Origin of the sequence: Streptomyces sp. NPDC058691, from assembly GCF_042714775.1 — a bacterium.
Taxonomy (GTDB): domain Bacteria; phylum Actinomycetota; class Actinomycetes; order Streptomycetales; family Streptomycetaceae; genus Actinacidiphila.
This window is the reverse complement of record NZ_JBHXSO010000020.1, coordinates 1-23,674: the sequence shown is the minus strand read 5'-3', so window position 1 is coordinate 23,674 and position 23,674 is coordinate 1. Positions and strand designations below refer to the sequence as shown.

Sequence of the window (23,674 nt, the reverse complement as noted above, 5' to 3'; positions counted from 1 at the left end):
GCGTCCGGTGCCCCCGCTCCCTGTCCCCGCGGGGGTGAGCGAAGCGAGCGGGGGCGCGCCCCTGCCTCCGGCGTGGGTTGCCCGCCCGTGCCCGGAGGGCTGTGGGGGACCTGCGCAAGGTGGTGTGCCGTACGTGCCCATGGTGGCCGAGGTCGTCCTTCTGTACGCGTTGCCGGTGACGGCCGCGGCCGCCGCGCTGTCGCTCGCCCGTTCGGCGCTGCGGCACTGGTGGGAGCAGCGCGCGGGCCGCGTCTACGAGCTGCCGGTGGCCTACGGCGGCGCGGCGCTGCGGGCGGGCGGGGCGGTCCTGGCCGTCGGTGCCGCGTTCCTCACGGCGGCCTTCCCGCCGCTCGCGGGCTTCGTGGGGCCGGACGGGGCGCGGGACGTGGTCGTCGCGGCGGCCCCCGCGCCGCCGGCGCCCGCGGACGTCCGGCCCGGACAGCCCCCGGAGCCGGAGGAGGACGACGCCCCGCCGCGCACCCTGGGGCATCCCGCCGGCGGGACTTTGGAGGAGCTGGAGGACGGAACGCGCGTCTGGCTGCCGCCGCAGTACGAGTACCCGAACTCCGCGGGGCTGTACTTCCCCTTGGTCGTCGCCCACCTCGACCCCGCCGACCCGGACCTGTTCGCGGGCTTCGCCGCGCAGTCGCTGCGCGGCCTGGCCGACCCCGTCGTCGTCGTGCTGCCCGCCCGCTGCGGCGGCGGGGCGGTGGAGCTGCCGGACGCGGTGGGCCGGCTCTACCGCGTCCTGCCGGGCCGGACCGCCCGCGCGGTGCTGGGCGTGGGCCAGGACGCGTCGTGCGTGGTGCGCGGGCAGTTGGAACGGCCTTCCCGGTACGCGGCCGCGATCGGGGTCTCCGGCGCCTACGAACCGGACGGCCCGCAGGATCCGGAAGGCGGCCCCGCCCGCTCGCGCTCGCGGCCGTACGACGGTGACGCGTACCCGGACCGGGCCGCCCCGGCCCCGGCCGCGCGCCCGCAGTTGCTCCTCGCCGTGCCCTCCGGCGAGGAGAGCGCCCGCAGCTCCGCCCTCGCCCTGCGGGCCCGGATGCGCGGGGCGCCCGCCGAGGTGCGGGTGCTGGACAACATCACCCCCCGGCGCAGGCTCTTCGCGCTGGTCGCGGGATACGTCACCGAGAAGCTGGACGGGCCCGGACGGCCCTGACGGTCTCCGGAGCCTGTCGCGGAATCACCCGAATGAGGGCTGTGGATAACGGTTCGCCCGCGGCCGTGCGGATACGCTCGCAAATACCACCACGAGGAACCGAGGCTCTGATGGAAACCCCGCGCCTGCTCCGTATCTCCGGCACCGTCCTCGCGGTCGCCGGGCTTATGTTGTCCGCCTGCACGACCGGGGGGACGAGCCATTCCGCCGCGGCCACGGCCGCCAAGGAGTCGCTCAGCGCCCTGCCCCCGGACATCCCGCAGGATCTACTGCCGTACTACGAGCAGAAGATCAACTGGCAGGCGTGCAAGGACATGCCCGGCATGCAGTGCGGCACGATGAAGGCGCCGCTCGACTACGAACACCCCTCGGGGGGCACGGACCTCACTCTGGCCGTCGCCCGCAAGAAGGCCTCGGGTCCCGGCACTCGCCTCGGCTCCCTGCTGGTCAACCCGGGCGGCCCCGGCGGCTCGGCCATCGACTACCTCCAGTACGCCGCCTTCGGGTACCCCTCGGCCGTCACCTCGCGATACGACATGGCCGCCATGGACCCGCGGGGCGTCGCCCGCAGCGAGCCGATCGAGTGCCTCCCCGACAAGCAGATGGACGCCTACTCGGCCACCGACGTCACCCCGGACGACCAGGCCGAGGTCGACAAGCTCGTCGCCGCGGACAAGACCTTCGCCCAGGGGTGCGAGCAGCACTCCGGCAAGCTGCTGGACCACGTCACCACCGTCGATGCCGCCCGCGACATGGACATCTTCCGCTCGCTGCTCGGCGACCAGAAGCTGAACTACATCGGCAAGTCGTACGGCACGTTCCTCGGCGCCACCTACGCGGGCCTGTTCCCCCAGCGCGCCGGCCGGCTCGTCCTGGACGGTGCCGTCGACCCGTCCGTCTCCGCGCTGGACAGCAGCCGCGCCCAGGCCGGCGGGTTCGAGGTCGCCTTCGACGCCTTCGCCAAGGACTGCATCGGCCGCCGCGACTGCCCCCTCGGCACCAAGAGCACCGCCGACGCCGCCCACCGCCTGGAAGCGCTCTTCCGCTCGCTGGACGCCAAGCCGCTGCCCACCGGCACCAGCCGCAAGCTGACCGAGGCCCTGGGCACCACCGGCGTGATCTCCGCGATGTACGACGAGAGCCTGTGGCCCACCCTGCGCACCGGCCTCACCAAGGCCGCCAAGGGTGACGGCAACGTCCTGCTCCGCCTGTCCGACTCGTACTACGAGCGCGACGACAAGGGTCACTACTCCAACCTCATGTACGCCAACGCCGCGGTGAACTGCACCGACGCCCCGCCGGCCCTGACCGGCCCGGACGCCGCCGAACGCGCGGTCTCCAGCTTCCGCGAGGCCTCCCCGCTCTTCGGCGACAACCTCGCCTGGTCCAGCCTCGTCTGCGCCTACTGGCCCGTCCGCCCCATCGGCCACCCCCAGCGCATCGAGGCCCGCGGCGCCGCCCCCATCGTCGTGGTCGGCACCACCCGCGACCCGGCCACGCCCTACGGCTGGGCCAAGGGCCTCGCCGAGCAGCTCGACTCCGGCGTCCTGCTCACCTACAAGGGCGACGGCCACACCGCCTACGCCCGCGGCAACGACTGCATCGACAAGGCGGTCAACACCTACCTCCTCAAGGGCACCCCGCCCGCCGTCGGCAAGACCTGCTGACCTGGGCACTCGGGAGGCCCCGACCCTGGTCAGGGCCTCCCCAAGAACTGTGTAGACTTGTGCCCGCTGCCGATGCGAAGCTGTCTCGGCAGCCTGCCGCCTTAGCTCAGTTGGCCAGAGCAACGCACTCGTAATGCGTAGGTCTCGGGTTCGAATCCCGAAGGCGGCTCCACTGCGAAGGGCCCAGATCACCTCGGTGATCTGGGCCCTTCACCTGTTTCCCCCCGCAGCCTGACGCGCGTGTGGCGGCCCTCTTGACGTTTGGCGTGCGGGACGGGCGGAGACAGTACGCTGACCTCAGCGGGATCGGACCCGCCCATGAAGTTTCTCGGAGGTGCGTCATGACTGCCGAGACCGCACCTCCTGCTTGGATGCATGAGCAGATCACGGCGGAGCAGTACGACTCCTGGCCCGATGAGCAGTGTTCGGGAATCGAGATCGTGGACGGGATGGTCGTCGTGAGTCCCAGTGCGTCCAAGCGCCACAACCGACTGGCTCGGATCCTGGCGAATGCCCTGGAGGCCGCGGCGGGGCCGGAGTGGAACGCCGATACCGACTTCGACGTCCGGCTTCAGGATGTCCCACTCACCAACCGCCGTCCGGACGTCGTTGTGTATCGCGCGGACACGATCGACATCACGCCCACGCGTCCCGAGCACGTACTGCTGGTCGTGGAAGTTGTCTCACCGGGGTCGGAGACCACCGATCGGCTGGTGAAGACGGACCAGTACGCCAAGTCCGGCATCGCCTTCTACTGGCGGGTCGAGCAGGCCGTGACCGGCATCCCGCTGGTGTACACGTATGTACTCGACCCCGCGAGCGGGGCCTATCGGGATGGCGACGTGTTCGCCGGTGTCGTCAAGGCGTCGGTGCCCATCCCGGTAGAAGTGGACCTCGGCCAGATCTGATCTCAGGTCGGCCCGTACGACCTTTCGCCTCCGTTGACTGTCTACGATCGCGGGCCGCCGAAAGGCGCCGCACGCAGCAGGAGCTCGCATTCCCACGCGCAAGAACCTCCGCCTGGTTGCCGCGACGGCCACAGCCGTCGTCCTGACCGGCGGGCTGCTCGCCATCTCGGCGGGCGCCGCGACCGCCGTCGCGCCCGCCAAGTACGCCGACGACTTCAACGGTGACGGCTACCGCGACTACGCGGCCTGGGACGGCAATTCGGTCACCGTGAGGTACGGGACCGCCAAGGGCCCCGGCACCAAGGTCAAGACCTTCAACCAGAACAGCCCCGGCATTCCCGGGACGGCGGGGGACGCCGGGGGCTACGCCGACATGTTCGGCGCGTCCCTCGCGGCCGCCGACTTCAACCGCGACGGGTACGCCGATCTCGCGGTCGGCGACTCCTCCGAGAAGGTGGGCAGCCGCAAGGGCCAGGGCGCGGTCACCATCGTGTGGGGCTCGAAGGCCGGGCTCTCGTCCTCCGCCACCCGCACCCTGGCCACCTCGCCCCACGCCGACCACGGCTTCGGTGGCGCGCTCGCCACCGGCGATTTCGACGGCGACGGCAAGACGGATCTGGCCGTCACGGACGTCACGGCCGTGTACATCTACCGGGGCGGCTTCGCCAAGTCCGGCACGACCGGCAAGGTCACCCGGCACGAGCCGAGCCCGGGCGCGGACAACACGCTGGAGCCGGCCGAGCTCGTCGCGGGGAAGGTGACCAAGGACGCGGCCACCGACCTGTATGTCCTCGGCCAGGGCTACAAGAACGACAAGATGACCTCGGTCGCCTGGTTCCTGCGCGGCGGCTCCACCGTCAAGGCGGGCAAGTTCACGACGTACAACGCCTCTTCGGCCGACTACTCCCCCTCGGGCGTGATCGCGGACTTCGACAAGAACGGCTACGGCGACCTCGCGGTCGGGGACAAGCCCTACAACAAGAACGCCGGGGCCGTCGTCGTGCTGCGCGGCGGCTCCAGCGGCCCCACCACCAGCTACCGCCTCACCCAGTCCCCCGCCGACATCGCCACCGGCGCCGGCAGCGGCGACTGGTTCGGTGCCGCGCTCTCCGCGGGCGACACCAACCGCGACGGCTACCCGGACCTCGCGGTCGGTACGCCGGGCGAGAAGATCGGCACCGCCAAGGGGGCGGGCGGCGTGCACATCCTGCGGGGTGGCAAGAAGGGCCTGACGGGCGCCCACTCGCAGTGGTTCAGCCGCCGGACCGCGGGTGTCCCGGGCACCGCCACGGCGTACTCGGCGTTCGGCCAGCTCGTCCGCCTGCGCGACTTCGACCGGGACGGCGACGCCGACCTCCTGGTCTCCGGCAGCACGTACACGCCCTCCGGCGTGCTGCTCCTCGCCGGTCCCAGCGGCATCACCACCGCCTCCGCCAAGGAGATCCCCGTGACCGCGGGCTTCCCGCAGTAGCGGCCGTCCGCACGGTCCCCACGGTCCCCGGTGCTGCCGCGCCGGGGACCCCGCCCGCGGGGGCGGTGGGACGAGCGGATAAGAAGACGGGATGACCCGGATCTCTCGCCGGTGGCGCTGATGCCGTCGCTGGATGCCGCCCAGTGGGCGGTGGCGCTGCTCGCGCTGTTCCTCGTCGGGTACTCCAAGACCGGGGTGTCCGGGGCGGGGACGGTGGGGGTGGCGCTCTTCGCACTCGTACTGCCGGCGAAGCTGTCGACCGGGGTGCTGCTGCCGTTGCTGCTGGTAGGCGACGTGGTGGCGGTGGCGTCCTACCGGCGGCACGCCGACTGGGGCCGGTTGGCGCGGCTGTTCCCGTGGGTGGTCGTGGGGGTGCTGCTGGGCGCGGCGGTGGTGCGCCAGGTGGACGACGCGCGGATGCGGGAGCTGATCGGGGCGCTGCTCCTGCTGATGCTCGCCGTGCACTGGTGGAGCCGGCGCCGCGGCCCGGACGACGCGCTGGTGCACCACCGGGCCGTGGCGGCGGGGGCCGGGGTGCTGGCCGGGTTCGCCACGATGACGGCGAACGCGGCGGGACCGATCATGGCGCTGTACTTCCTGGCCGTCGGGTTGCCGATGCTGGGGTTCCTCGGCACCAGCGCCTGGTTCTTCCTGCTGCTCAACGCCTTCAAGGTGCCGTTCAGCGTCGGCCTCGGCCTGATCACGCCCGCGACGCTGGCCTTCGGTGCGCTCACCGCTCCGGCCGTCCTCGCCGGGGCCGCCGCCGGCCGGGCGACGATCAGCCGCATCAGCCCGAAGGTCTTCGAACGCGTCACGGTCGCGCTCACCCTGCTGGCGGCCGTGCGTCTCGTCACGCTCTGACACCCGGGAGCGTCGCGCCGTACGCGCTGTCCCTCCGCTGACACATCGCCTTCCTGCGTCCGTACTCGTTGACACGGCAACGGCCGGGCGCGCGCCGTACGAGCGGGCGCGTCCGGGATTCCAGACGAGAGAAGGCGCGCATGAACGTCAGTGCACACATCGAGGCCGTCTACGCGGAGGTCTGCCGGCGCAATGCCGGCGAGCCCGAGTTCCATCAGGCGGTGGGGGAGGTGCTGCACTCGCTGGCGCCGGCGTTGCACGCGCACCCGGAGTACCTGGAGGCACGGATCGCGGAGCGGGTCTGCGAGCCGGAACGGCAGGTGATCTTCCGGGTGCCGTGGGTGGACGACCAGGGCCGGCCTCAGGTCAACCGGGGCTTCCGGGTGGAGTTCAGCAGCGCGCTCGGTCCGTACAAGGGGGGCCTGCGCTTCCACCCCAGCGTGAACCTTGGCATCGTGAAGTTCCTCGGCTTCGAGCAGATCTTCAAGAACGCGCTCACGGGCCTGGCGATCGGCGGCGGCAAGGGCGGCTCGGACTTCGACCCCAAGGGCCGCTCCGAGGGCGAGATCATGCGCTTCTGCCAGTCGTTCATGACCGAGCTCTACCGGCACTTGGGCGAGCACACCGATGTCCCGGCCGGGGACATCGGCGTCGGCGGCCGGGAGATCGGCTACCTCTTCGGCCAGTACAAGCGGATCACCAACCGCTTCGAGGCCGGCGTCCTGACCGGCAAGGGCATCGGCTGGGGCGGCTCGCAGGCGCGCACCGAGGCCACCGGCTACGGCGCGGTGTTCTTCGCCAAGGAGATGCTGGCGACCCGCGGCGAGGGCTTCGAGGGCCGCAAGGTGGTCGTCTCCGGTTCCGGCAACGTCGCGGTGTACGCGATCGAGAAGGTGCGTGCCCTCGGCGGCACGGTGGTGGCCTGCTCGGACTCCTCGGGCTACGTCGTCGACGAGGACGGCATCGACCTGGAGTTGCTGAAGGGGGTCAAGGAGGTGCGCCGCGGCCGGCTCTCCTCGTACGCGGAGGCGAAGCCCAAGGCGCGCTACTCCGAGCGTGGTTCGGTCTTCGAGGTGCCCTGCGACGTGGCGCTGCCCTGCGCGACGCAGAACGAGCTGGCCGGGCAGGACGCCGGCGCGCTGGTCAAGAACGGGGTCGTGGCGGTCGCCGAGGGCGCGAACATGCCCTGCACGCCCGAGGCGATCGAGACCTTCCGTGAGGCCGGGGTGCTCTTCGGCCCCGGCAAGGCCGCCAACGCGGGCGGCGTGGCGACCTCCGCGCTGGAGATGCAGCAGAACGCCTCCCGTGACGTGTGGACCTTCGCGCAGACCGAGGCCCGGCTCGCCTCCGTCATGCAGTCCGTGCACGCCGAGTGCCGTGCCACCGCCGAGACGTACGGCGGCAGCGCGGACGACTACGTCCTGGGCGCGAACATCGAGGGCTTCCTGCGGGTGGCCGAGGCGATGACCGCGCAGGGTGTCGTCTGACGATCGGTCAGAATGCGCGAAGGCCCGCCGGTTCGGCGGGCCTTCGCGTGCGTGCGGGGCGGGAGGACCTCAGGAGGCGCCCATCTCCCTGGCGAAGGATCCGGGATCGGTGTCGAAGCCGCGCACGGCCGGGTGGAAGTGCCACTCGCCCGAGCCGGCCCGGACGAACTCGCCCAGGGCCGCGGCGGTGGAGCCGGCGACCTCGGAGAAGTCGGACGTCGCGAGGTCGGCGTAGCCCTCGACGATGCGCACGCGGGGGCCCGCGACGTCGCCGAAGGTGATCCGGTCGTCGCGCTGCTGGATGGCTATGCCGACGACGACACGGCCGAACGCCGGTGAGAGCCGGTCGAATTCGAGGGTCATGACCTCGTCGTCGCCCAGTCCCTTGCCGTTCTTGCTGTCGCGGTTGAGCGTGATGGTGCCGTCCGGCGAGCGGCTGTCGAAGTGCACGAGGTACGCCGGATCGCCGTGCGGGGACTTGGCGAGGTAGGTGGCGGCGACGATGTCGAGGTCGTGGGTGGGGGAGCCGAGCGGGCTCGGGTCCCATTTGAGGCGGACCTCGACCTTGCTGACGCCCTTGTTGAGGGTACTCACTGGTTTTCCTCCGTCGGTGCGGGGTGAATCGGCGGGCGGGGACGCCGAGTTCGAGTCTCCGACGGATCGGTGCGCGTTCACAAGATCACCTGGTGGGGGCGCCGGGCCGCCGTCGGCGCGACGGGTGATCCGGGGCCGTCCGACGATGGCTGACGGCCCGTCAGGGTGTGTGCTGCGGCGCTTACGGGTCAGGCCGTCGGGAGGGACTGCTCGGCCCAGATGGTCTTGCCTGCGGGGGTGTGGCGGGTGCCCCAGCGGCCGGTGAGCTGGGCGACCAGCAGCAGACCCCGGCCGCCCTCGTCGGAGAGCCGGGCCCGCCGCATGTGCGGGGTGGTGCCGCTGCCGTCGGAGACCTCGCAGATCAGCGAGCGGCGGTCGCGGATCAGCCGCAGCTGGATGGGCGGCCCGCCGTACCGGATGGCGTTGGTGACCAGCTCGCTCACCACCAGTTCGGTGGTGAACGTCATGTCGTCCAGGCCCCAGGAGGCCAGGCGCTCGCCCACCCGCTGCCGGGCCTCCGCGACGAAGGCGGGGTCGCTCGGCAGGTCCCAGGAGGCGACGTGATCCGCGTCCAGGGCGCGGGTGCGGGCCACCAGCAGGGCGATGTCGTCGATCCGCCGTTCGCCGATGGCCTCGCCGCCGCGCATCGCGGCCAGCACCCGGTCGCACAGGTCCTCCAGGGAGCCGGCGGGGGAGGCGAGCGCCTCGCGCAGCTGCTCCAGGCGCTGGTCGAGGTCGCGGCCGCGGGAGGTCAGCAGCCCGTTGGTGAACAGGGCGAGCACCCCGCCCTCGGGGACGGTGATCTCGGCGGCCTCGAACGGCAGGCTGCCGAGCCCCAGCGGCGGCCCGGCGGGCAGGTCGAGCACGGTCGCGGTGCCGTCCGGGAGCACCAGCAGGGGGGCGGGATGGCCGGCCCGGGCGAGGGAGCAGACCCGGGAGACCGGGTCGTAGACCGCGTACAGGCAGGTGGCGCCCACGTCGCCGGGGATGTCGCCCACGTCCCCGGGGATGTCGTCCATCGCCTCGCCGGTCTCGTCGTTCACCGGGCACTCCTCGGTCTCCCGCTCGTACGCGGAGTGGGTCACGATGTCGTCCAGGTGGGTGAGCAGCTCGTCCGGCGGCAGATCGATGTCGGCGAGGGTGCGCACGGCGGTGCGCAGCCCGCCCATGGTCGCCGAGGCGCTGATGCCATGGCCGACGACGTCGCCGACGACCAGGCCCACCCGCGCGCCGGGCAGCGGGATCACGTCGAACCAGTCGCCGCCCGCCTCGCCGCCGGCCGGCAGGTAGCGGGCGGCGGTCTCCACGGCGCTGAGCAGGGGCGGGCCGTGCGGGAGCAGGCTGCGCTGCAGCGCAAGGGCGATGCTGCGCTCGCGGGCGTAGCGCCGGGCGTTGTCCACGTAGATCGCGGCCCGGGTGACCAGGTCGTCGGTGATCGTGAGGTGGCTCGTGCGGAACCGCTCCGGGCTGCCGCCGTGGCGGACCAGGGTCACCGCGCCGAGCGTCGCGCCCCGGGCCCGCACCGGCGCCGCGATGAGCGAGTGCGCCCCGTACTTGCGGACCAGCGCGGCGCGCGGCGGGTCCTGTTCCAGCCACTCGGTGATTGCGGGGTCGGCGAAGGAGCGCATGACGGGCCGGCCGGTGATCATGCACTCGGTGATGGGTGACGTGGCGGGGTGGAGGTGCATGCCGCCGGGCGAGAGCACCGTCTCGGGCACGGACCGGTGCGCCGCCCGGCGCAGCTCGACCGGGCCGGACAGCACGGGCGGGGGCTGCTCGCCCCGGAACACCTCGTCCAGCAGGTCGACGCTGACGAAGTCGGCGAGCCGGGGGACGATGACCTCCGCCAGCTCCTGCGCGGTGCCGTCCACCTCCAGGCTCGCCCCGATCCGGGTCCTGGCCTCGGCGAGGAGCGCCAGCAGTTCCCGGGACTCGGTGTCCTGGGTGTGGTCGAAGGCGACCAGGCCCACCGCGCGCACCCGGCCGCCGGCGTCCCTCAGCGGGAAGATGTCCACGCCCCACACATGCGCCTTGGTCTCGCCGGGGACCCGCGACGCGTAGTGCTCCATGTAGTCGACCACGCCGGTCGCGGCCACTTTGCGGATGCGCTGCTCGTTCTCCTCGAAGGCCGGGCCGTGCAGGAAGTCGGTCAGCCGCAGTCCGCGCAGCTCCGCCTCGGAGCGGCCGGTGGCCCGTTCCAGGCCCGGGTTCACGCGCAGCACCCGGGCGTCGTCGTCGTAGACCATCAGGGCGTCGGGGTTCTGGTCGAACATCCACCGCATGAGGGTGGCGTCCGCGAACGGGCCGAGGGCGGGGGCCGCCGCCTCCGCCTCGTCCAATGCAGTGTCGTCCGGCTCGGCTGGCCCGTCCGGCTCGTCCGCGGGCATGGCCAGGAACAGGAAGCCCGCCCACCGGTCGCCGTCCAGCAGCGGCACGACACGGGCCCGGCCGTCCGCGGGCAGCGCCAAGCCCCCGCCGACGAGATCGTCCAGCGGCTTGCCCACCGCGTCCTCCGGCGCGTACCCCAGCAGGCGCTGGGCCCCGGCGCTCCAGGAGGTCACGCGGCCGTCCACGTCCGTCACCGCGATGGCGGCCGACGCGTCGAGACGCAGGCCCGCCGGTCCGGGGGGAAGCGGGCCCGCCGGCGTACCGGGTCTGTCCATGGCGTATACCTGACCCTCTGCCGCATAAGCGGGCACTGTCCACCATTGCCCGCGGGCGGTGCGATGGCAAGGCGAACGGAACGATCTTCGTCCCCGAGGCAACCGAACAGGTGCCCCACCCGGTTGGGCGGTTGTGAGGCCGGAATCAGGGACAGGAATGCGATGGCGAGGACAGCACGGTGAGGGACGCGGGGCCGGACTTCGAGGAGTTCGTCACCGCGCGCGGGCCGAGGCTGCTCCGGGTCGCCTGGCTGCTGACGGGGGACGCCCACCTCGCGGAGGACCTGCTGCAGACGGTGCTGGCGAAGGTCTGGCCGAAATGGCGCGGGATAGCCGGCGAGAACCCCGAGGCGTATGTGCGCAAGGCGCTGGTCAACACGCATTCGTCGTGGTGGCAGCGGCGCTGGCGGGGCGAGGTGCCGCACGGCGAGGTGCCCGCCGGCGCGTCGGCGGGCGACCCGTTCGCCTCCGTCGACCTGGAGCAGTCGCTGGCGGCCGTCGTCCGCCGGCTGCCGCCGCGGCAGCGGGCGGTGGTGGTCCTGCGCTACTTCGAGGACCTGAGCGTGGAGGAGACCGCCGCGGTGCTGGGCTGCCGGCCCGGCACGGTCAAGAGCCAGGCGGCCAAGGCGCTGAGCATGCTGCGCACGGAACTGGCGGCGGTGCCCAGCCTGGCGGAAGGGGGTGAGCGGCATGCGCAACGGGACTTCGCGTGATCGCGAGCAGGAGCCGAACGGCGAGGACGAGTGGGAGCTGAGCGTCCTCCTGGAGCGGACCGTGCCGCAGCCCGTCGCCCCCGCCGACCGGATGGCGCAGGTCAGGCGCCGGGTCCAGCAGCGCAGGCGGCGCAGGACGGCGGCGCTTTCGGCCGTCACGGCGGCGGTCGTCGGCGTCGGCGTGCTCACGACGGCGGGCCTGGTGGGAGGTGGCGCCGACCGGCACCGGCAGGCGGTCGCGACACCCGCGGGCGTACCGTCCGCCGTGTCCTCGGCCTCCTCTACGTCCACGCCCACGTCCACGTCCATGCCGTCGGCCGGCCTCGGCCAGGACGCGTACACGACCGTCCACCTCGCGGACCTGTACGGGCTGACGCTGCGGCTGCCGCGCGGCTGGAAGGGCTTCACCACCCTGGACGGGGACGCGATGATGATCGGCTTCGTGTCGCAGCAGCCGATGCAGCTGGGCAAGGGCAGCTCCTGCGGGCCCACCCCCGACCTGGGCTACTCGGCCTGTCCGCCGATCGGCAAGCTGCGCAAGGGCGCGGCGCTGATCTACGTCCACAAGCTGATGTACACGAAGGTGGACGGCAAGGCGGGCTTCGACACCGTCAAGCTGGGCGCCCCTGGCAAGGGCTGTCAGGTCCTCGGGGGTGACACCGAGGCCCAGGCCTGGGGCGGCATTCCCACGGCGAAGGACCGGCCCCTGATGCTCAGCGTCAGCATGTGCTTCCGCGAGGCGTCGGCCGGGACGCTCGCGGCGGTCCGTGACGCGTTCGACACGGCGGAGTTCCGGTAGGGCTGACCACCGGCCGCTCGCCCTTCGCTCCCTTCGCCCCCGTCGCCCTGTTTTTCGTCCCCGTTCCGCCCTCACACCCCACCCGGTCCCCGACATCGAAAGGCCTCGCCATGCCCAACCGCGTGCCGCGCGGCGGTGCCCGCTCCGCGATATCCCTGCTCGCCGCCGTCGCGGCCGGAGCGGGACTGCTTGCCGGCTGCGGGACCCCGACCACCGCGGTCTCGCCGGCCGCGCTGCCCGTCGCGGCCTCCGCCGCGCCCCCGGCGGGCGCGAGTCCGACGCCCACGCCGGTCGACACCCGTCTGCCGGGTCTCGGCCCCCGCACCCTCAAGGCCGTCCCGGCCGACGCCCGCCAGGTCGTCGTGGTCACCGGCGCGGGGAAGAACTCCTCGGTCTCCCACGTCGTGATCCACGAACGCCAGGCCGACGGCAGCTGGAGCGACGGCCCCACCTGGTCCGCCCACAACGCCCGCGACGGCTGGACCACCGACCACCACGCTGGCGACCTGCGCTCCCCCGCGGGCGTCTACGGGCTCACCGACGCGGGCGGCCTCCTGCCCGACCCCGGGAGCAAGCTCCCGTACGACCGGTCACGGGGCTTCTACATCTCCGGCACCGGGTTCAAGGGCGAGTCGCTGGCCGGCTCGTTCGACTACGTGGTGGCCATCAACTACAACCGGCAGCCCGGCACCACCCCGCGCGACTGGACCCGCCCGATGGGGGACTCGCGCGGCGGCGGTGTCTGGTTCCACGTCGACCACGGCGGCCCGACCCACGCCTGCGTGAGCCTGCCCCGGCCCGACATGCGGGAGCTGGTGCGCACCCTGGACCCGGCCCTGCACCCCGTCGTCGTGATGGGCGACGCCGACTGGCTCAGCCGCTGAGCCGCGCCGCGTGCCCGGCCTCGTCCGCCCGGACGGGGCTCGGGCCGCTCGCCCGCAGCTCCCACCGCGTGTCCGGGGCGGGCTCCCTGCCCAGCGTCCCGGCCGCGAGCGCCGCCTCGATCCGCGCCCGCACCTCCGGCTCGTCCGCCGGCTCCGCCGCGAACAGCACCCGCAGGCGCACACCTTTGTCCTCCCCGGGCGACACCGCCGTGTGATGCGCCGCGAGCGGGCAGCGCCCCTCGTGTTCCCAGCCACCGCACAACGCCACGGTGATCGCGCCCCCGGGCGCCCTCTCGTCCCCACCGGGCGCCAGGACCACGACGGCCTCATGGGCGAATGCCTTCCGCATGGGGCCAGTATGGGCCCGCGGGCGCACGGCGCGCCGGTGCATCCCCGGCACCCTCCGCATCGCCCTCTCCCCGTCGGGGCCTTCCCGGTGCTACCTTTGAAAAAAGCACGGCTGTGCGCCCCTTGGTGGCGCCGGTGCTTCTCCCGCAGGATCGCGTGACCGCCTGTCGATGGCGTTCGCGTCCGCGTTCCCGCTCTCGTTTTCTCCGGTCCGGCTCTTGGCCCCTTCTGCTTCCGCGCCTGTCGCGGCGGTTCGTACCGCCGCGTGCGCGATCCCTTCCACGTGAGGAATGCACATGACCACATCCACCACAGCACCATCACGCCGTGCCCCGGCGGCCCCGGCTCCGGCCGCGTCCGACGGTGAACGGCACACGCCCGTCGCCGGTGTCCTCGATGTCGACGGGGGGCGGGGGTTCCTGCGCGTCGGCGGCTACGCGCAGGGGGCGCACGACGTGACCGTGCCGCCGGAGAGGATCAGGCGGTACGGGCTGCGCAAGGGCGACGCCGTCGAGGGCGCCGCCGCGGGCGGCGGGCGGGGGCGGACGCTCGTACAGGTCGACCGGGTCGGCGGGCTGCCGGCCGAAGCGGCGCGCGGGCGGCGGCACTTCGAGGATCTGACACCGCCTCACCCGTCGGAGCGGCTGCGGCTGGAGTCGCCCAAGGGTGGTCTGGCGACGCGGGTGCTGGACCTGCTGGCGCCCGTCGGCAAGGGGCAGCGCGGGCTGATCGTGGCGCCGCCGAAGACGGGGAAGACCATGCTGCTGCGTGCCGTCGCCGACGCGGTCGCCGACAACCACCCGGAGTGCCACCTGATGGTGGTGCTGCTGGACGAGCGCCCCGAGGAGGTCACCGAGATGCGGCGGTCGGTGCGGGGCGAGGTGATCGCCTCGACCTTCGACCGCACGCCCCGGCAGCACATCGCGGTGGCGGAGCTCGCGATCGAGCGGGCCAAGCGGCTGGTCGAGACGGGCCGCGACGTCGTGGTCCTGCTGGACTCGCTGACCCGGCTGTGCCGGGCGCACAACAACGCCGCGTCGTCGGGCGGGCGGACCCTGAGCGGGGGCGTGGACGCCGCCGCGCTGACCGGTCCGAAGCGGCTGTTCGGGGCGGCGCGGTCGGCGGAGGAGGGGGGTTCGCTGACGATCCTGGCGACGGCGCTGGTCGAAACGGGGTCGCGGGCGGACGACTACTTCTTCGAGGAGCTGAAGAGCACCGGCAACATGGAACTGCGCCTGGACCGCGCCCTGGCCGACCGGCGGGTCTTCCCCGCGGTCGACGTGCACCCCTCCGGAACGCGGCGCGAGGAACTGCTGCTGTCCCCGGCCGAATTGGCCGCCTCCCACGGGCTGCGCCGGGCGCTGCGCGGCGGTGCCGGCACCGGTTCCTTCGAGACGCTGCTCGCCCGGCTGCGGGCGACGCCCGACAACGCCGCCTTCCTGCGGCAGATCCGCGGCACGGTGCCTGCGGCCTGACCGCGGCGCATGATGGTGCCGTGATCGAACCCCGACGTGTGGGCGCGCGGCGCGCCGCCGGGTCGCGGGCGGAGCCGCCGGCCCTCATCTGGTACGCCTCGTACGGCTCCAACACCCACCTGGCGCGCCTGAACAGCTATCTGGCGGGCGGTTCGCCGCCAGGGGCCGGCCGGGAGTACCCGGGCTGCCGGGACGCGCGGCCGCCGTTGCGGTCGCTGCCGCTGGAGCTGCCGGGGCGGATGTACTTCGCGACGCGGTCGCCCGTGTGGTCGGGCGGCCGGGCCTTCTACGACGACGGCGTGGCGGAAGGCGTCGTCCGGGCGCGGGCCCATCTGGTGACGGCCGGTCAGTTCGCGGACATCGCGGCACAGGAGATGTACCGCGCACCGGGACGGGACCTGGACCTGGCGCCGGTGCTGGACACCGGGCGGGCACGCCTGGGCGACGGACGGTACGAGACGCTGCTGTACCCAGGGGACGTGGACGGGCACCCGGTGCTCACGTTCACCGCGCCCTGGTCGCGGCGGGACGTCGCGCCCGTCCGGCCGTCGGGCCCCTATCTGCGGCACATCGCCGAGGGGCTCTTCGAGTCCGGGGGGTGGGACCTGCCCGGGATCGCGCGCTATCTCGCGGAGTGCGCGGGCGGCGACTGGACGGCCGGGGAGATCGAGGCGCTGCTGCGGCGGTGACACCGGGCAGGGCGGGGCCGATGGATTCCGCCGGCGCACGGGGTCATATCCGGTGAACGCCCGCCGCAGGAGGTCGCCCATGGTCCAGCCCGCAGCCCGGTCCGAGGACGGGGCCCCCGTCCTCGTGCTGCCCGCGACGGTGACCCGGGAGGCGGTCCCGGGTCTGTGCGAGCGCCTGCGATGCCTGCTGGCGGAGCACGCGGGCGCCGCCGCCGGGCCCACCACGGTGATCTGCGACGTCAGCGGCCCGGCCGCCGACCCGGACGCGGTGCTGATCGACGCGCTGGCCCGGCTGCAGCTCACCGCCCGCCGTCAGGGCGCCCGTGTCGTCCTGCGCGGTGCCGGGCGCCCGCTGCGGCAGCTGATCGCCCTGGTGGGGCTCGGCGGGACGCTAGGGCCGGCCGGCCTCCAGATGCGCGGGCAGACCGAAGAGCGGGAAGAGCCGCTGGGTGTCGAGGAAGGAGTTGAGCCCGGTGATGCGGCCCTGTGAGATCTCGATGACCTGAAGGGCCCACGGCTCGTGCCCGCCGTCCGCGCTCGGCCGGTACTGGGCGAAGCCGGGCATGCCGTTGGCCGCGACGGGCAGCAGCCGCGAGCCGCGGCAGCCGATGCCGTGGCCCGCCATCCAGGCCCTGATCTCCGCCGGGCCGAGCAGCCACAGCTCGTAGGGCGGCATGGACAGCGTGGCGTCCTCGTGCAGCAGCGAGGTGAGGGCGTCCAGGTCGTAGGACTCGAAGGCGGCCACATAGCGGGCGAGCAGCGCGCGCTGCTCCTCGTCGAGGGGCGCGGCCGGGTCGCCGGCGGCGGGGGCGGCCGCGGCGAGGGTGGCGCGGGCGCGCTGGAGGGCGCTGTTGACGGAGGCGACGGTGGTGTCGAGCAGTTCGGCGACCTCGGCGGCCTTCCAGGCCAGCACCTCCCGCAGGATGAGCACGGCCCGCTGCCGCGGGGCGAGGTGCTGCAGCGCGGCGACGAAGGCCAGCCGCACGGACTCGCGCCGGTCGGCGACGTCGGCCGGGTCGCCGGTCTCCGGCAGGACGCGCCCGTCGGGGGCCGGCGAGATCCAGGCGGCATCCGGGAGCGCTCCGGGCAGCGGTCCCTCGGCGCTGCCGGGGGAGGCGAGGTCCATCGGCCGGGCCCTGCGGCCGGTGCCGCCGAGGGCGTCCAGGCACACGTTGGTGGCGATCCGGTACAGCCAGGAGCGCAGGCTGGAGCGGCCCTCGAAGCGGTCGTACGCGCGCCAGGCCCGCACCATGGTCTCCTGGACGGCGTCCTCCGCTTCGAAGAGGGAGCCGAGCATGCGGTAGCAGTAGCCCGTCAACTCGGTGCGGTGGCGCTCCAGCTCGGTCGCCACGTCCGGTGGTGCAGCAAGGTCGCTCATGGGGCTTCTCCGCCTTCCGTCGGTCCGGGAACGCCCACGAGTCCACTTCAGCACACCCCACTGACAGCGGTCCCCGGCTTCGCGGATCCCGCCCCTGCCGCGCCCCCGCCGCGCCCTGGCCCGGTCAGCCCGCGGCGGTGTCCGGGAGTTCCTGCTCCGCCCAGATGAGTTTGCCGTCCCCGGTGTAGCGGGTGCCCCAGCGCCGGGTGAGCTGGGCGACCAGGAACAGGCCGCGGCCGGACTCGTCGGTGGTGCGGGCGTGGCGCAGCCGCGGCACGGTGTTGCTGCCGTCGTAGACCTCGCAGATCAGCACCGTGTGCCGGATGAGCCGCAGCCGGATCGGCCCGGACGCGTGCCGGATGGCGTTGGTGACCAGTTCGCTCACCACCAGTTCGGTGACCGGCGCCACCTCCGTCAGCCCCCATGCCGTGAGCTGACGCACCGCCAGGCCGCGTGCGCAATGCACCACTTCGGGGTCGCAGGGCAGGTCCCAGGTGGCGAGGTCGCCGGGGCCGAGGGTGTGCGTACGGGCGAGGAGCAGGGCGACGTCGTCCTCGGGCGGACCGGTGAGCAGCGAGCCGGTGATGGAGGTGCACAGGTCCTCCAGCGGCAGGCCGGGCCGGTCGAGGGCGTGGGCGAGCTTGTCCAGGCCGATGTCGGGGTCCTCGCCGAAGGACTTGTACAGCCCGTTGGTGTAGAGGGCCAGGACGGTGCCCTCCGGCAGGTTCAGCTCCGCCGACTCGAAGGGCATCGCGCCCAGGCCCAGCGGTGGCCCGGGGGGCAGTTCGGGGAAGGAGACGACGCCGTCGGGTGTCACCATCGCCGGTGGCGGGTGGCCCGCGCGGGCCGCCGTCAGCCGGGCGGTCACCGGGTCGTAGACGGCGTACAGGCAGGTCGCGCCGAGTACGGAGGTGGCCACCGCGTCGTCGGCGCTGTCCTCCTCGGTGAGCCGGATGGCCAGGTCGTCCAGGTGGGCCAGCAGTTCCTCGGGCGGCAGGTCCATGTCGGCGAGGGTGTGCACGGCCGTGCGCAGCCGTCCCATGGTGGCCGCCGCGGTGAGGCCGTGCCCGACCACGTCCCCCACGACGAGGGCCACCCGCGCCCCGGACAGCGGGATGACGTCGAACCAGTCGCCGCCGACCCCGTCCTGGACGTCGGTCGGCAGGTAGCGGGAGGCGACCTCCACGGCGGTGCCGCCGGTCAGCGCGTGCGGCAGCAGACTGCGCTGCAGGGCGAGCGCGGCCTCGTGCTCGCGGGTCCAGCGGCGGGCGTTGTCCACGCACACCGCCGCGCGCGCCGCCAGTTCCTCGGCCAGCAGCAGGTCGTCCCGCTCGAAGGGATCGGGCCGCCCGCCGCGCACGAAGGTGACGACGCCCAGCACATTGCCGCGCGCCCGCAGCGGCACCCACATCGCCGTGCACATCCCGTACTCGCGGATCCTGGCGCGCCGGGCCGGGTCCGCGGAGAGCCAGGTCGCCCCGTCCACGTCGAAGTCGGCACGCAGGAAGGACCGGGCCTCGGCCATGCAGCGCACATACGGCGAGTCCTCCGGCGCCCGGATCGGCTCCCCGATCCGCGACACGGCCTCCGGGACGCCCTCGCGCACCGAACTCAGCCCGGCACGGCGCAGGGCGGTGGCCCGCAGCGAGCGGCCGCGCGGCGGCTCGTCGCCGCGCAGCACCCCCTCCAGCAGGTCGACGGTGACGAAGTCGGCGAGGTGCGGCACCGCGACCTCGGCCAGTTCCTGCGCGGTCTGGCGGATGTCGAGGGTCGTGCCGATGCAGGCGCCCGCCGTGTTGAGCAGGGCGAGGCGATCGTGCGCCTTCGACCGGTCGGTGACGTCCAAGGCCATGTAGCAGACGCCCATCACGCGCCCGTCGGCGTCCTCCAGGCGGCAGAAGGAGGTCGAGTACGCGTGCTCCTGGTGGGGCGCGGCCAGGGTCCAGCCCCGGTACTCGTAGTCCACCACCGGCCGGCCGGTGGCCAGCACCCTGCGCATGACCTTCTCGATGGTGGCGGTGTCGATGCCGGGCAGGGCGTCCCCCATCCGGCCGCCGATGCGCTTCTCACCGGGGACGCCGCTGAAGCGCTCCAGGGTCTCGTTCATCCACACGTAGCGCAGGTCCGGGGTGAGGACGGCCACGCCCAGCGGGGACTGGGTCAGGAAGGCCTCCAGCACGGTGCCGCTGACCGCCCAGGAGGGGCAGTGGGCCAGGTCGATCCCCGAGAGCAGCCAGCGTTCGCGGCCGCTGTAGTCGGTCAGTGCCGACACCCGTACGCCCAGTTCCAGCCGCCGTCCGTCGCGGTGCCGGGCGGCCACCAGGCCGCCCCAGGCGTCGCGGACGCGGCACTGCTCGGCGATGCCCCCGGCCCCCTCGGCGTGCTGGGGGGAGGCGAGCAGCACCGAGGCGGGCCTGCCCACCACCTCGGCGGCCGGATACCCCAGCAGGGTCTCCGCCGCGGGCGTCCAGGCGACCACGGCGCCGTCGGCGTCGATCACCATCGACGCGGCGAACCCCAAGTCGAACGGGGCTGTCGCCGGGGACGGCGCACCTTCCTTCGGGGTGACCATCACGGTGCCCCATTTCTGCGGGAACGTGACTTTCATGCTAGGTCTTCGCGGCGGGCGAGGCCTGCCGGGTGCCTGTGGGTCCGGCCGGGCCGACCGCGGAAGCCCGCTCGTGGTGGGCGTACGGCGGGGTGGTCGCGCGGTGGGGTCCGGGCGGGCGGAGTGGCGTAGGCCGAGTGGTCGCCGCGCCCGTCGCTCACCCGGACGACCCAAGGATCACGCGTGGTGTTGACGGTCGCCGCACGGTCGCCGCACGGCCCTCCGCGGGCCGCATCCCACCGATCTCGGCCAGACGCAAGTCCCCGTCACTCTTACGGATGAAGTGGATGGTCGCCCGCGTGGCGGGTCGCGCAACCGCGCGAATGCGTGCCATGGCCCGCGTTCGCGGGGCCCGGACGTCCGGTCGTGGCGGGGTCGGGCGGCATGAGCCGGCCTCGGCCGGCGGCCCGCCGCCCTCTTCCGCGTGCGCCCGCGGTCCGCGTCCGGTGGCCGCGGTCGCGGCCCCGGCGGCTTCCGCGCGGCGGCTCGCTCGCGCGCCGGGGCGCCGCCGCCGTGGGCGCGTGACATGGGAAAGCGCTCGTGGCGAGGGCTTCCGGCCGCGGTCGGCGGGGACTCGGGCCGCCCGCGCCGGCTGGGCCTACGGCTCCGTCCGCCCGTCCCGGCGAAACCGTCCCGGTCCGCCGTCCATGAGGGCCGGCGCGGCGAGCGGCCGGGCGTGGCGTGATCATTGCGGGGAGTTTGCGCGAGCGCACCCGGGCCGGTATCGATACGTCAACCGGCATGTGTCATAGGCATCATGACGGTGCATCGGGCACGATCGGAAATGGCTATGCTACTTGCGGCTCAGCGTGTTGTAGCAATTACGCCAGGTCACGGCACTTGTGGCGATGTGTCCGGCGCTTGCGCACCGCCTACGCCGAATCCGTGTTCGTGCTCGTGTTCGTGCTGTCGTTCCCTGTCTAGCGATCACCTGAGGATGCTGATGGTTCGTGCTGGATCGTCCCCCGGAGACCGCCGGCCTGCCGCCACGTCCGCGTGGTTATTGCCGGCCGTCATAGTCGCGGCGGTCACGGCCGTCGCCGTATGGACCGTCCCGGCGGAGGCGAGGGAGGCGGTCTTCTGGTGCGGTGTGACCGCCACCGTGGCCGTCGCCGTGCTGGCGGTCGAAGTCGCCCGCCGTGGAAGTCTCAATGAGGAGTTGCGCGAACAAGCCGCGCGTCAGTACGCCGAGTTGCAGTACCGGCTGTCCCAGCAGGAGGCCGAGACACTGCGGCTGGCCCGTGAGCAGGTGCCCGCGGCGATGGCCCGCCTGCAGCGCGGCGAGTTCATGGAGGACGTGCTCAAGGGCATCGAGACGCGCTCCGAGGGACTGACCCCCGAATTCCTGGGCGCGCACCAGGCACTGCTCCGTGCCACGCTGGGAGCGGTCTCCGCGGAGGAGGACATCCGCGAGTCCTCGCAGCGCGCGTTCGTCAACATCGCCCGCCGTGTGCAGGCCATCGTGCACCAACAGGCCAGCGACCTGCGGAACATGGAGGACCGGCACGGGCAGAGCCCGGAGGTCTTCGGCGACCTGCTCCGCCTCGACCACGGCACCGCGCTGATCGGCCGTCTCGCCGACAGCATCGCCGTCCTCGGCGGCGCCCGGCCCGGCCGCCAGTGGAGCAAGGCCGTACCGCTGTTCAGCGTGCTGCGCGGCGCCATGTCGCGGATCATCGACTACCAGCGCATCGAACTGCACTCGGTCTCCGAGGTGGCGATCATCGGCCCCGCCGTGGAGCCGCTGATCCACGCGGCGGCGGAGCTGCTCGACAACGCGACCCGCTACTCGCCGCCCCAGACCCGGGTGCACGTCACCGCGGTCGAGGTGCAGTCCGGTATCGCGATCGAGATCGAGGACGGCGGCGTCAGCCTCAGCGAGGAGGCCCGGCTGCGGGCCGAGCAGATGCTCGCCGAGGCCCAGGCTGGCATAGACCTCAACGGCCTCGGCGAGACCCCGCGGCTCGGCCTCGCGGTCGTCGGCCGGCTGTCGAAGGCCTACGGTTTCCAGGTCTCCCTGCGGTCGTCGGCGTACGGCGGTGTCCGCGCGGTGCTGGTCGTGCCGCAGGACCTGATCACCACGATGACCAACGCGACGGGGCTGGCCCACGGCATCGGCGCCGCGTCCGGTCCGCGTCCGGTGCCGGCCCCCCGTGAAGGCGGTGCGGGCGGTGCGGGGAGTGCCGGGACCGCTCCGGAGCCTCGGCCGGACACCGGCCCCCGCCGGTCGGAGACGGTGGAGAACGGGACCGTCTCGGCCGAGATGGCGGACGAGATCCCCGTGGTGCACGAGCGCACCGCGAACGGTCTGCCGCAACGCCGCCGGCGTGCGACCCCCCCGGCCCCGGGCGTTCGTACGGGGTCCACGTCCCCTGCCGGTTCCGTCACCGCTTCCCATGCCAAGCCGTCGGCCGATGAGCCGGTGCAGCCGGGCATGTGGCTGGCCGCCTTCCAGAGCGGCGTGTCCGGTGAGACGCCGCCTGCCGCTCCCGTCAAGAGTGACGAGTCGTTAGATAAGGGTGAATAGCCGTGATTCAGCAGCGGGCCAACATGGACTGGATGCTCAAGGACCTGGCGACCAGCGTTCCGCAGACCCGCCATGTGGTGGTGCTCTCGGCGGACGGCTTGCGCATGGCCCAGTGGGGATCGGACACGGACACTGCGGACCGGCTGGCCGCCGCCTGTGCGGGACTGCAGAGCCTGGCGGCGGCCGTCGCCACCGAGTTCCCGCACGGCGACGGGCGCATGCGCCTGGTCGTGATCGAGATGTCGGGCGGCTTCTTCTACCTGATGGCGGCCGGAGCGGGGGCGTATCTCGCGGTGCTGGCGGACGAGGGCGTCGACGCCGGGCTGATGGGGCAGCGGATGCGCGACCTCGTCGCCCGTATCGGCGAGCACCTCAGCAGTCCTCCCCGCAATGAGGGGCAGGCAGGATGAGCGAAGCGGGCCAGGGATGGGAGGAAGGAAGCCCCGAGCGGCTCTACGTGATCACTCGCGGCCGCAGCGGGGCGTCCGGCGACTCCGTCCTCGACCTGGTCACGCTCGTCCGGTCACGGACCGGGCCACCGCCGGGAATGCCCCCCGAGCAGGCGGCGATCGTGCGGCTGTGCAGTTCGCCGCTGTCGGTCGCGGAGATCTCCGCATACCTGGGCCTGCCGGTGAGCGTGGTCACGGTGCTCCTGCTCGACCTCCTGGCCGAGAAGCGGGTCGAGGCGCGCTCACCCGTGCCCCCCGCGCAACTTCCCGATGTCTCTCTTATCGAGGCGGTGATACATGGACTTGAGAAGCTCTGACCCGCTGGCGGTCCCGGGACCGCGAAGCGAGGACGTACTCCCGGAATCCGCCGCCGCCGCGGTCAAGATAGTGATCGTCGGGGGCTTCGGGGTCGGCAAGACGACCCTGGTCGGCTCGGTCAGCGAGATCCGTCCGCTGACCACCGAGGAGACCATGACCCAGGCGGGTGTCGGTGTGGACGACATCGCCGGGGTCGAACGCAAGACGGCGACGACTGTCGCGATGGACTTCGGCCGGATCAGCATCAACCGGGAACTGGTGCTCTATCTCTTCGGCACACCGGGCCAGCAGCGTTTCTGGTTCCTGTGGAACGGCCTGTTCGAGGGGGCCCTGGGCGCGGTGGTGCTGGTGGACACCCGTCGGCTGGAGGTCAGTTTCGATGTGATCGGCCGGCTGGAGGAGCGCGGGGTGCCCTTCGTCGTCGCGATCAACACGTTCCCCGAAGCGCCCCGCCACCCGGTCGAGGACCTGCGGGCCGCGCTCGACCTGCCCGCGCATGTGCCGATCGTCGACTGCGACGCCCGTAAACGGGAGTCCAGCCGCGATGTCCTGATGACCTTGATGCGGTATCTGCACTCCCTCGCCGTGGCCACGGGGGGATAGGCGTTGGGCAGGCGTCTCATTCTGTGACCCGCGCACGGCGGGCGCACGGGCGAATGCGCCCGTGCGC

At 73.1% G+C, this 23,674-nt stretch carries 21 protein-coding genes and 1 tRNA gene; 17 read left to right on the top strand and 5 right to left on the bottom strand.

What is annotated here, in order from left to right:
- The first annotated feature begins 124 nt into the window (after window positions 1–124).
- From ACFWVC_RS16310 to gdhA, 7 genes are all read left to right on the top strand, one after another.
- A complete protein-coding gene (locus tag ACFWVC_RS16310; RefSeq protein WP_384285160.1) occupies window positions 125–1,165 on the top strand; it encodes a hypothetical protein in 1,041 nt (346 codons plus the stop codon).
- A gap of 110 nt (window positions 1,166–1,275) precedes the next feature.
- Window positions 1,276–2,832, top strand: coding sequence for an alpha/beta hydrolase (locus ACFWVC_RS16305; RefSeq protein ID WP_384285156.1), 1,557 nt, complete (start codon window positions 1,276–1,278; stop codon window positions 2,830–2,832).
- Between the two features lie 95 nt (window positions 2,833–2,927).
- Window positions 2,928–3,004, top strand: a tRNA-Thr gene (locus tag ACFWVC_RS16300).
- 169 nt (window positions 3,005–3,173) lie between these two features.
- Window positions 3,174–3,740 (top strand): Uma2 family endonuclease, encoded by a 567-nt coding sequence (locus tag ACFWVC_RS16295; protein ID WP_384285152.1) that lies wholly within the window; start codon window positions 3,174–3,176, stop codon window positions 3,738–3,740.
- A gap of 37 nt (window positions 3,741–3,777) precedes the next feature.
- Window positions 3,778–5,211: an FG-GAP and VCBS repeat-containing protein gene (locus tag ACFWVC_RS16290; protein ID WP_384285479.1), complete on the top strand. Its 1,434-nt coding sequence runs from the start codon at window positions 3,778–3,780 to the stop codon at window positions 5,209–5,211.
- Window positions 5,212–5,331: 120 nt separating this feature from the next.
- A complete protein-coding gene (locus tag ACFWVC_RS16285; protein ID WP_384285145.1) occupies window positions 5,332–6,072 on the top strand; it encodes a sulfite exporter TauE/SafE family protein in 741 nt (246 codons plus the stop codon).
- Window positions 6,073–6,212: 140 nt separating this feature from the next.
- Window positions 6,213–7,559 (top strand): NADP-specific glutamate dehydrogenase, encoded by a 1,347-nt coding sequence (gdhA, locus tag ACFWVC_RS16280; RefSeq protein WP_384285142.1) that lies wholly within the window; start codon window positions 6,213–6,215, stop codon window positions 7,557–7,559.
- Between the two features lie 69 nt (window positions 7,560–7,628).
- On the opposite strand, the gene ACFWVC_RS16275 is transcribed toward gdhA, so the two are convergent.
- Both ACFWVC_RS16275 and ACFWVC_RS16270 read right to left on the bottom strand, forming a co-directional pair.
- Window positions 7,629–8,153, bottom strand: coding sequence for a TerD family protein (locus tag ACFWVC_RS16275; RefSeq protein WP_384285138.1), 525 nt, complete (start codon window positions 8,151–8,153; stop codon window positions 7,629–7,631).
- Between the two features lie 188 nt (window positions 8,154–8,341).
- Window positions 8,342–10,816 (bottom strand): SpoIIE family protein phosphatase, encoded by a 2,475-nt coding sequence (locus tag ACFWVC_RS16270; RefSeq protein ID WP_384285133.1) that lies wholly within the window; start codon window positions 10,814–10,816, stop codon window positions 8,342–8,344.
- A 179-nt stretch (window positions 10,817–10,995) separates the two neighbouring features.
- On the opposite strand from ACFWVC_RS16270, the gene ACFWVC_RS16265 reads away from it, so the two are divergent.
- The 3 genes from ACFWVC_RS16265 to ACFWVC_RS16255 all read left to right on the top strand — a co-directional run bounded on the left by ACFWVC_RS16265 (window position 10,996) and on the right by ACFWVC_RS16255 (window position 13,212).
- Window positions 10,996–11,529, top strand: a complete 534-nt coding sequence (locus tag ACFWVC_RS16265) for a SigE family RNA polymerase sigma factor (RefSeq protein ID WP_384285127.1) — start codon at window positions 10,996–10,998, stop codon at window positions 11,527–11,529.
- Window positions 11,507–12,328: a hypothetical protein gene (locus ACFWVC_RS16260; protein ID WP_384285121.1), complete on the top strand. Its 822-nt coding sequence runs from the start codon at window positions 11,507–11,509 to the stop codon at window positions 12,326–12,328. The genes ACFWVC_RS16265 and ACFWVC_RS16260 overlap by 23 nt, the downstream gene beginning before the upstream one ends.
- Window positions 12,329–12,438: 110 nt before the next feature.
- On the top strand, window positions 12,439–13,212 hold the full coding sequence (locus tag ACFWVC_RS16255; RefSeq protein ID WP_384285116.1) for a L,D-transpeptidase family protein: 774 nt from the start codon (window positions 12,439–12,441) through the stop codon (window positions 13,210–13,212).
- On the opposite strand, the gene ACFWVC_RS16250 is transcribed toward ACFWVC_RS16255, so the two are convergent.
- Complete coding sequence (locus ACFWVC_RS16250; protein WP_384285112.1) at window positions 13,202–13,561, bottom strand: hypothetical protein; 360 nt, start codon at window positions 13,559–13,561, stop codon at window positions 13,202–13,204. The two genes, ACFWVC_RS16255 and ACFWVC_RS16250, sit on opposite strands and share 11 nt — an antisense overlap.
- A gap of 295 nt (window positions 13,562–13,856) precedes the next feature.
- Here ACFWVC_RS16250 and rho point away from each other — a divergent pair, with 295 nt between their 5' ends.
- From rho to ACFWVC_RS16235, 3 genes are all read left to right on the top strand, one after another.
- A complete protein-coding gene (rho, locus tag ACFWVC_RS16245; protein ID WP_384285110.1) occupies window positions 13,857–15,035 on the top strand; it encodes a transcription termination factor Rho in 1,179 nt (392 codons plus the stop codon).
- A 20-nt stretch (window positions 15,036–15,055) separates the two neighbouring features.
- Complete coding sequence (locus ACFWVC_RS16240) at window positions 15,056–15,724, top strand: histone deacetylase (protein WP_384285106.1); 669 nt, start codon at window positions 15,056–15,058, stop codon at window positions 15,722–15,724.
- Between the two features lie 79 nt (window positions 15,725–15,803).
- Window positions 15,804–16,214, top strand: a complete 411-nt coding sequence (locus tag ACFWVC_RS16235) for an STAS domain-containing protein (protein WP_384285102.1) — start codon at window positions 15,804–15,806, stop codon at window positions 16,212–16,214.
- Here ACFWVC_RS16235 and ACFWVC_RS16230 read toward each other — a convergent pair.
- A complete protein-coding gene (locus tag ACFWVC_RS16230; protein WP_384285099.1) occupies window positions 16,116–17,102 on the bottom strand; it encodes a sigma-70 family RNA polymerase sigma factor in 987 nt (328 codons plus the stop codon). The two genes, ACFWVC_RS16235 and ACFWVC_RS16230, sit on opposite strands and share 99 nt — an antisense overlap.
- Window positions 17,103–17,226: 124 nt before the next feature.
- On the bottom strand, window positions 17,227–19,674 hold the full coding sequence (locus ACFWVC_RS16225) for a SpoIIE family protein phosphatase (protein ID WP_384285474.1): 2,448 nt from the start codon (window positions 19,672–19,674) through the stop codon (window positions 17,227–17,229).
- 979 nt (window positions 19,675–20,653) lie between these two features.
- Between ACFWVC_RS16225 and ACFWVC_RS16220 the strand changes: the two genes are divergently transcribed.
- Genes ACFWVC_RS16220 through ACFWVC_RS16205 form a run of 4 tightly spaced genes read left to right on the top strand, consistent with a single transcriptional unit; the run spans window position 20,654 to window position 23,607 of the window.
- Window positions 20,654–22,237: a sensor histidine kinase gene (locus ACFWVC_RS16220; protein WP_384285470.1), complete on the top strand. Its 1,584-nt coding sequence runs from the start codon at window positions 20,654–20,656 to the stop codon at window positions 22,235–22,237.
- Between the two features lie 23 nt (window positions 22,238–22,260).
- Complete coding sequence (locus ACFWVC_RS16215; RefSeq protein ID WP_384285468.1) at window positions 22,261–22,647, top strand: roadblock/LC7 domain-containing protein; 387 nt, start codon at window positions 22,261–22,263, stop codon at window positions 22,645–22,647.
- The gene (locus tag ACFWVC_RS16210) at window positions 22,644–23,003 is read left to right on the top strand and encodes a DUF742 domain-containing protein (RefSeq protein ID WP_384285096.1); all 360 of its coding nucleotides are present in this window, start codon (window positions 22,644–22,646) and stop codon (window positions 23,001–23,003) included. The genes ACFWVC_RS16215 and ACFWVC_RS16210 overlap by 4 nt, the downstream gene beginning before the upstream one ends.
- Window positions 22,984–23,607 carry an ATP/GTP-binding protein gene (locus tag ACFWVC_RS16205; RefSeq protein WP_384285093.1) on the top strand — a complete coding sequence of 208 codons (624 nt, stop codon included), beginning with the start codon at window positions 22,984–22,986 and terminating at the stop codon, window positions 23,605–23,607. The genes ACFWVC_RS16210 and ACFWVC_RS16205 overlap by 20 nt, the downstream gene beginning before the upstream one ends.
- Window positions 23,608–23,674 lie beyond the last annotated feature (67 nt).

Bases quoted from the DNA above. Each gene is read 5' to 3' on its own strand.
- ACFWVC_RS16210 (WP_384285096.1), top strand. From the start codon at position 22,644: ATGAGCGAAGCGGGCCAGGGATGGGAGGAAGGAAGCCCCGAGCGGCTC.
- rho (WP_384285110.1), top strand. From the start codon at position 13,857: ATGACCACATCCACCACAGCACCATCACGCCGTGCCCCGGCGGCCCCG.
- ACFWVC_RS16260 (WP_384285121.1), top strand. From the start codon at position 11,507: ATGCGCAACGGGACTTCGCGTGATCGCGAGCAGGAGCCGAACGGCGAG.
- ACFWVC_RS16230 (WP_384285099.1), bottom strand. From the start codon at position 17,102: ATGAGCGACCTTGCTGCACCACCGGACGTGGCGACCGAGCTGGAGCGC.
- ACFWVC_RS16250 (WP_384285112.1), bottom strand. From the start codon at position 13,561: ATGCGGAAGGCATTCGCCCATGAGGCCGTCGTGGTCCTGGCGCCCGGT.
- ACFWVC_RS16295 (WP_384285152.1), top strand. From the start codon at position 3,174: ATGACTGCCGAGACCGCACCTCCTGCTTGGATGCATGAGCAGATCACG.
- gdhA (WP_384285142.1), top strand. From the start codon at position 6,213: ATGAACGTCAGTGCACACATCGAGGCCGTCTACGCGGAGGTCTGCCGG.
- ACFWVC_RS16255 (WP_384285116.1), top strand. From the start codon at position 12,439: ATGCCCAACCGCGTGCCGCGCGGCGGTGCCCGCTCCGCGATATCCCTG.
- ACFWVC_RS16285 (WP_384285145.1), top strand. From the start codon at position 5,332: ATGCCGTCGCTGGATGCCGCCCAGTGGGCGGTGGCGCTGCTCGCGCTG.
- ACFWVC_RS16220 (WP_384285470.1), top strand. From the start codon at position 20,654: ATGGTTCGTGCTGGATCGTCCCCCGGAGACCGCCGGCCTGCCGCCACG.
- ACFWVC_RS16270 (WP_384285133.1), bottom strand. From the start codon at position 10,816: ATGGACAGACCCGGTACGCCGGCGGGCCCGCTTCCCCCCGGACCGGCG.
- ACFWVC_RS16225 (WP_384285474.1), bottom strand. From the start codon at position 19,674: ATGGTCACCCCGAAGGAAGGTGCGCCGTCCCCGGCGACAGCCCCGTTC.
- ACFWVC_RS16205 (WP_384285093.1), top strand. From the start codon at position 22,984: ATGGACTTGAGAAGCTCTGACCCGCTGGCGGTCCCGGGACCGCGAAGC.
- ACFWVC_RS16215 (WP_384285468.1), top strand. From the start codon at position 22,261: ATGGACTGGATGCTCAAGGACCTGGCGACCAGCGTTCCGCAGACCCGC.
- ACFWVC_RS16305 (WP_384285156.1), top strand. From the start codon at position 1,276: ATGGAAACCCCGCGCCTGCTCCGTATCTCCGGCACCGTCCTCGCGGTC.
- ACFWVC_RS16235 (WP_384285102.1), top strand. From the start codon at position 15,804: ATGGTCCAGCCCGCAGCCCGGTCCGAGGACGGGGCCCCCGTCCTCGTG.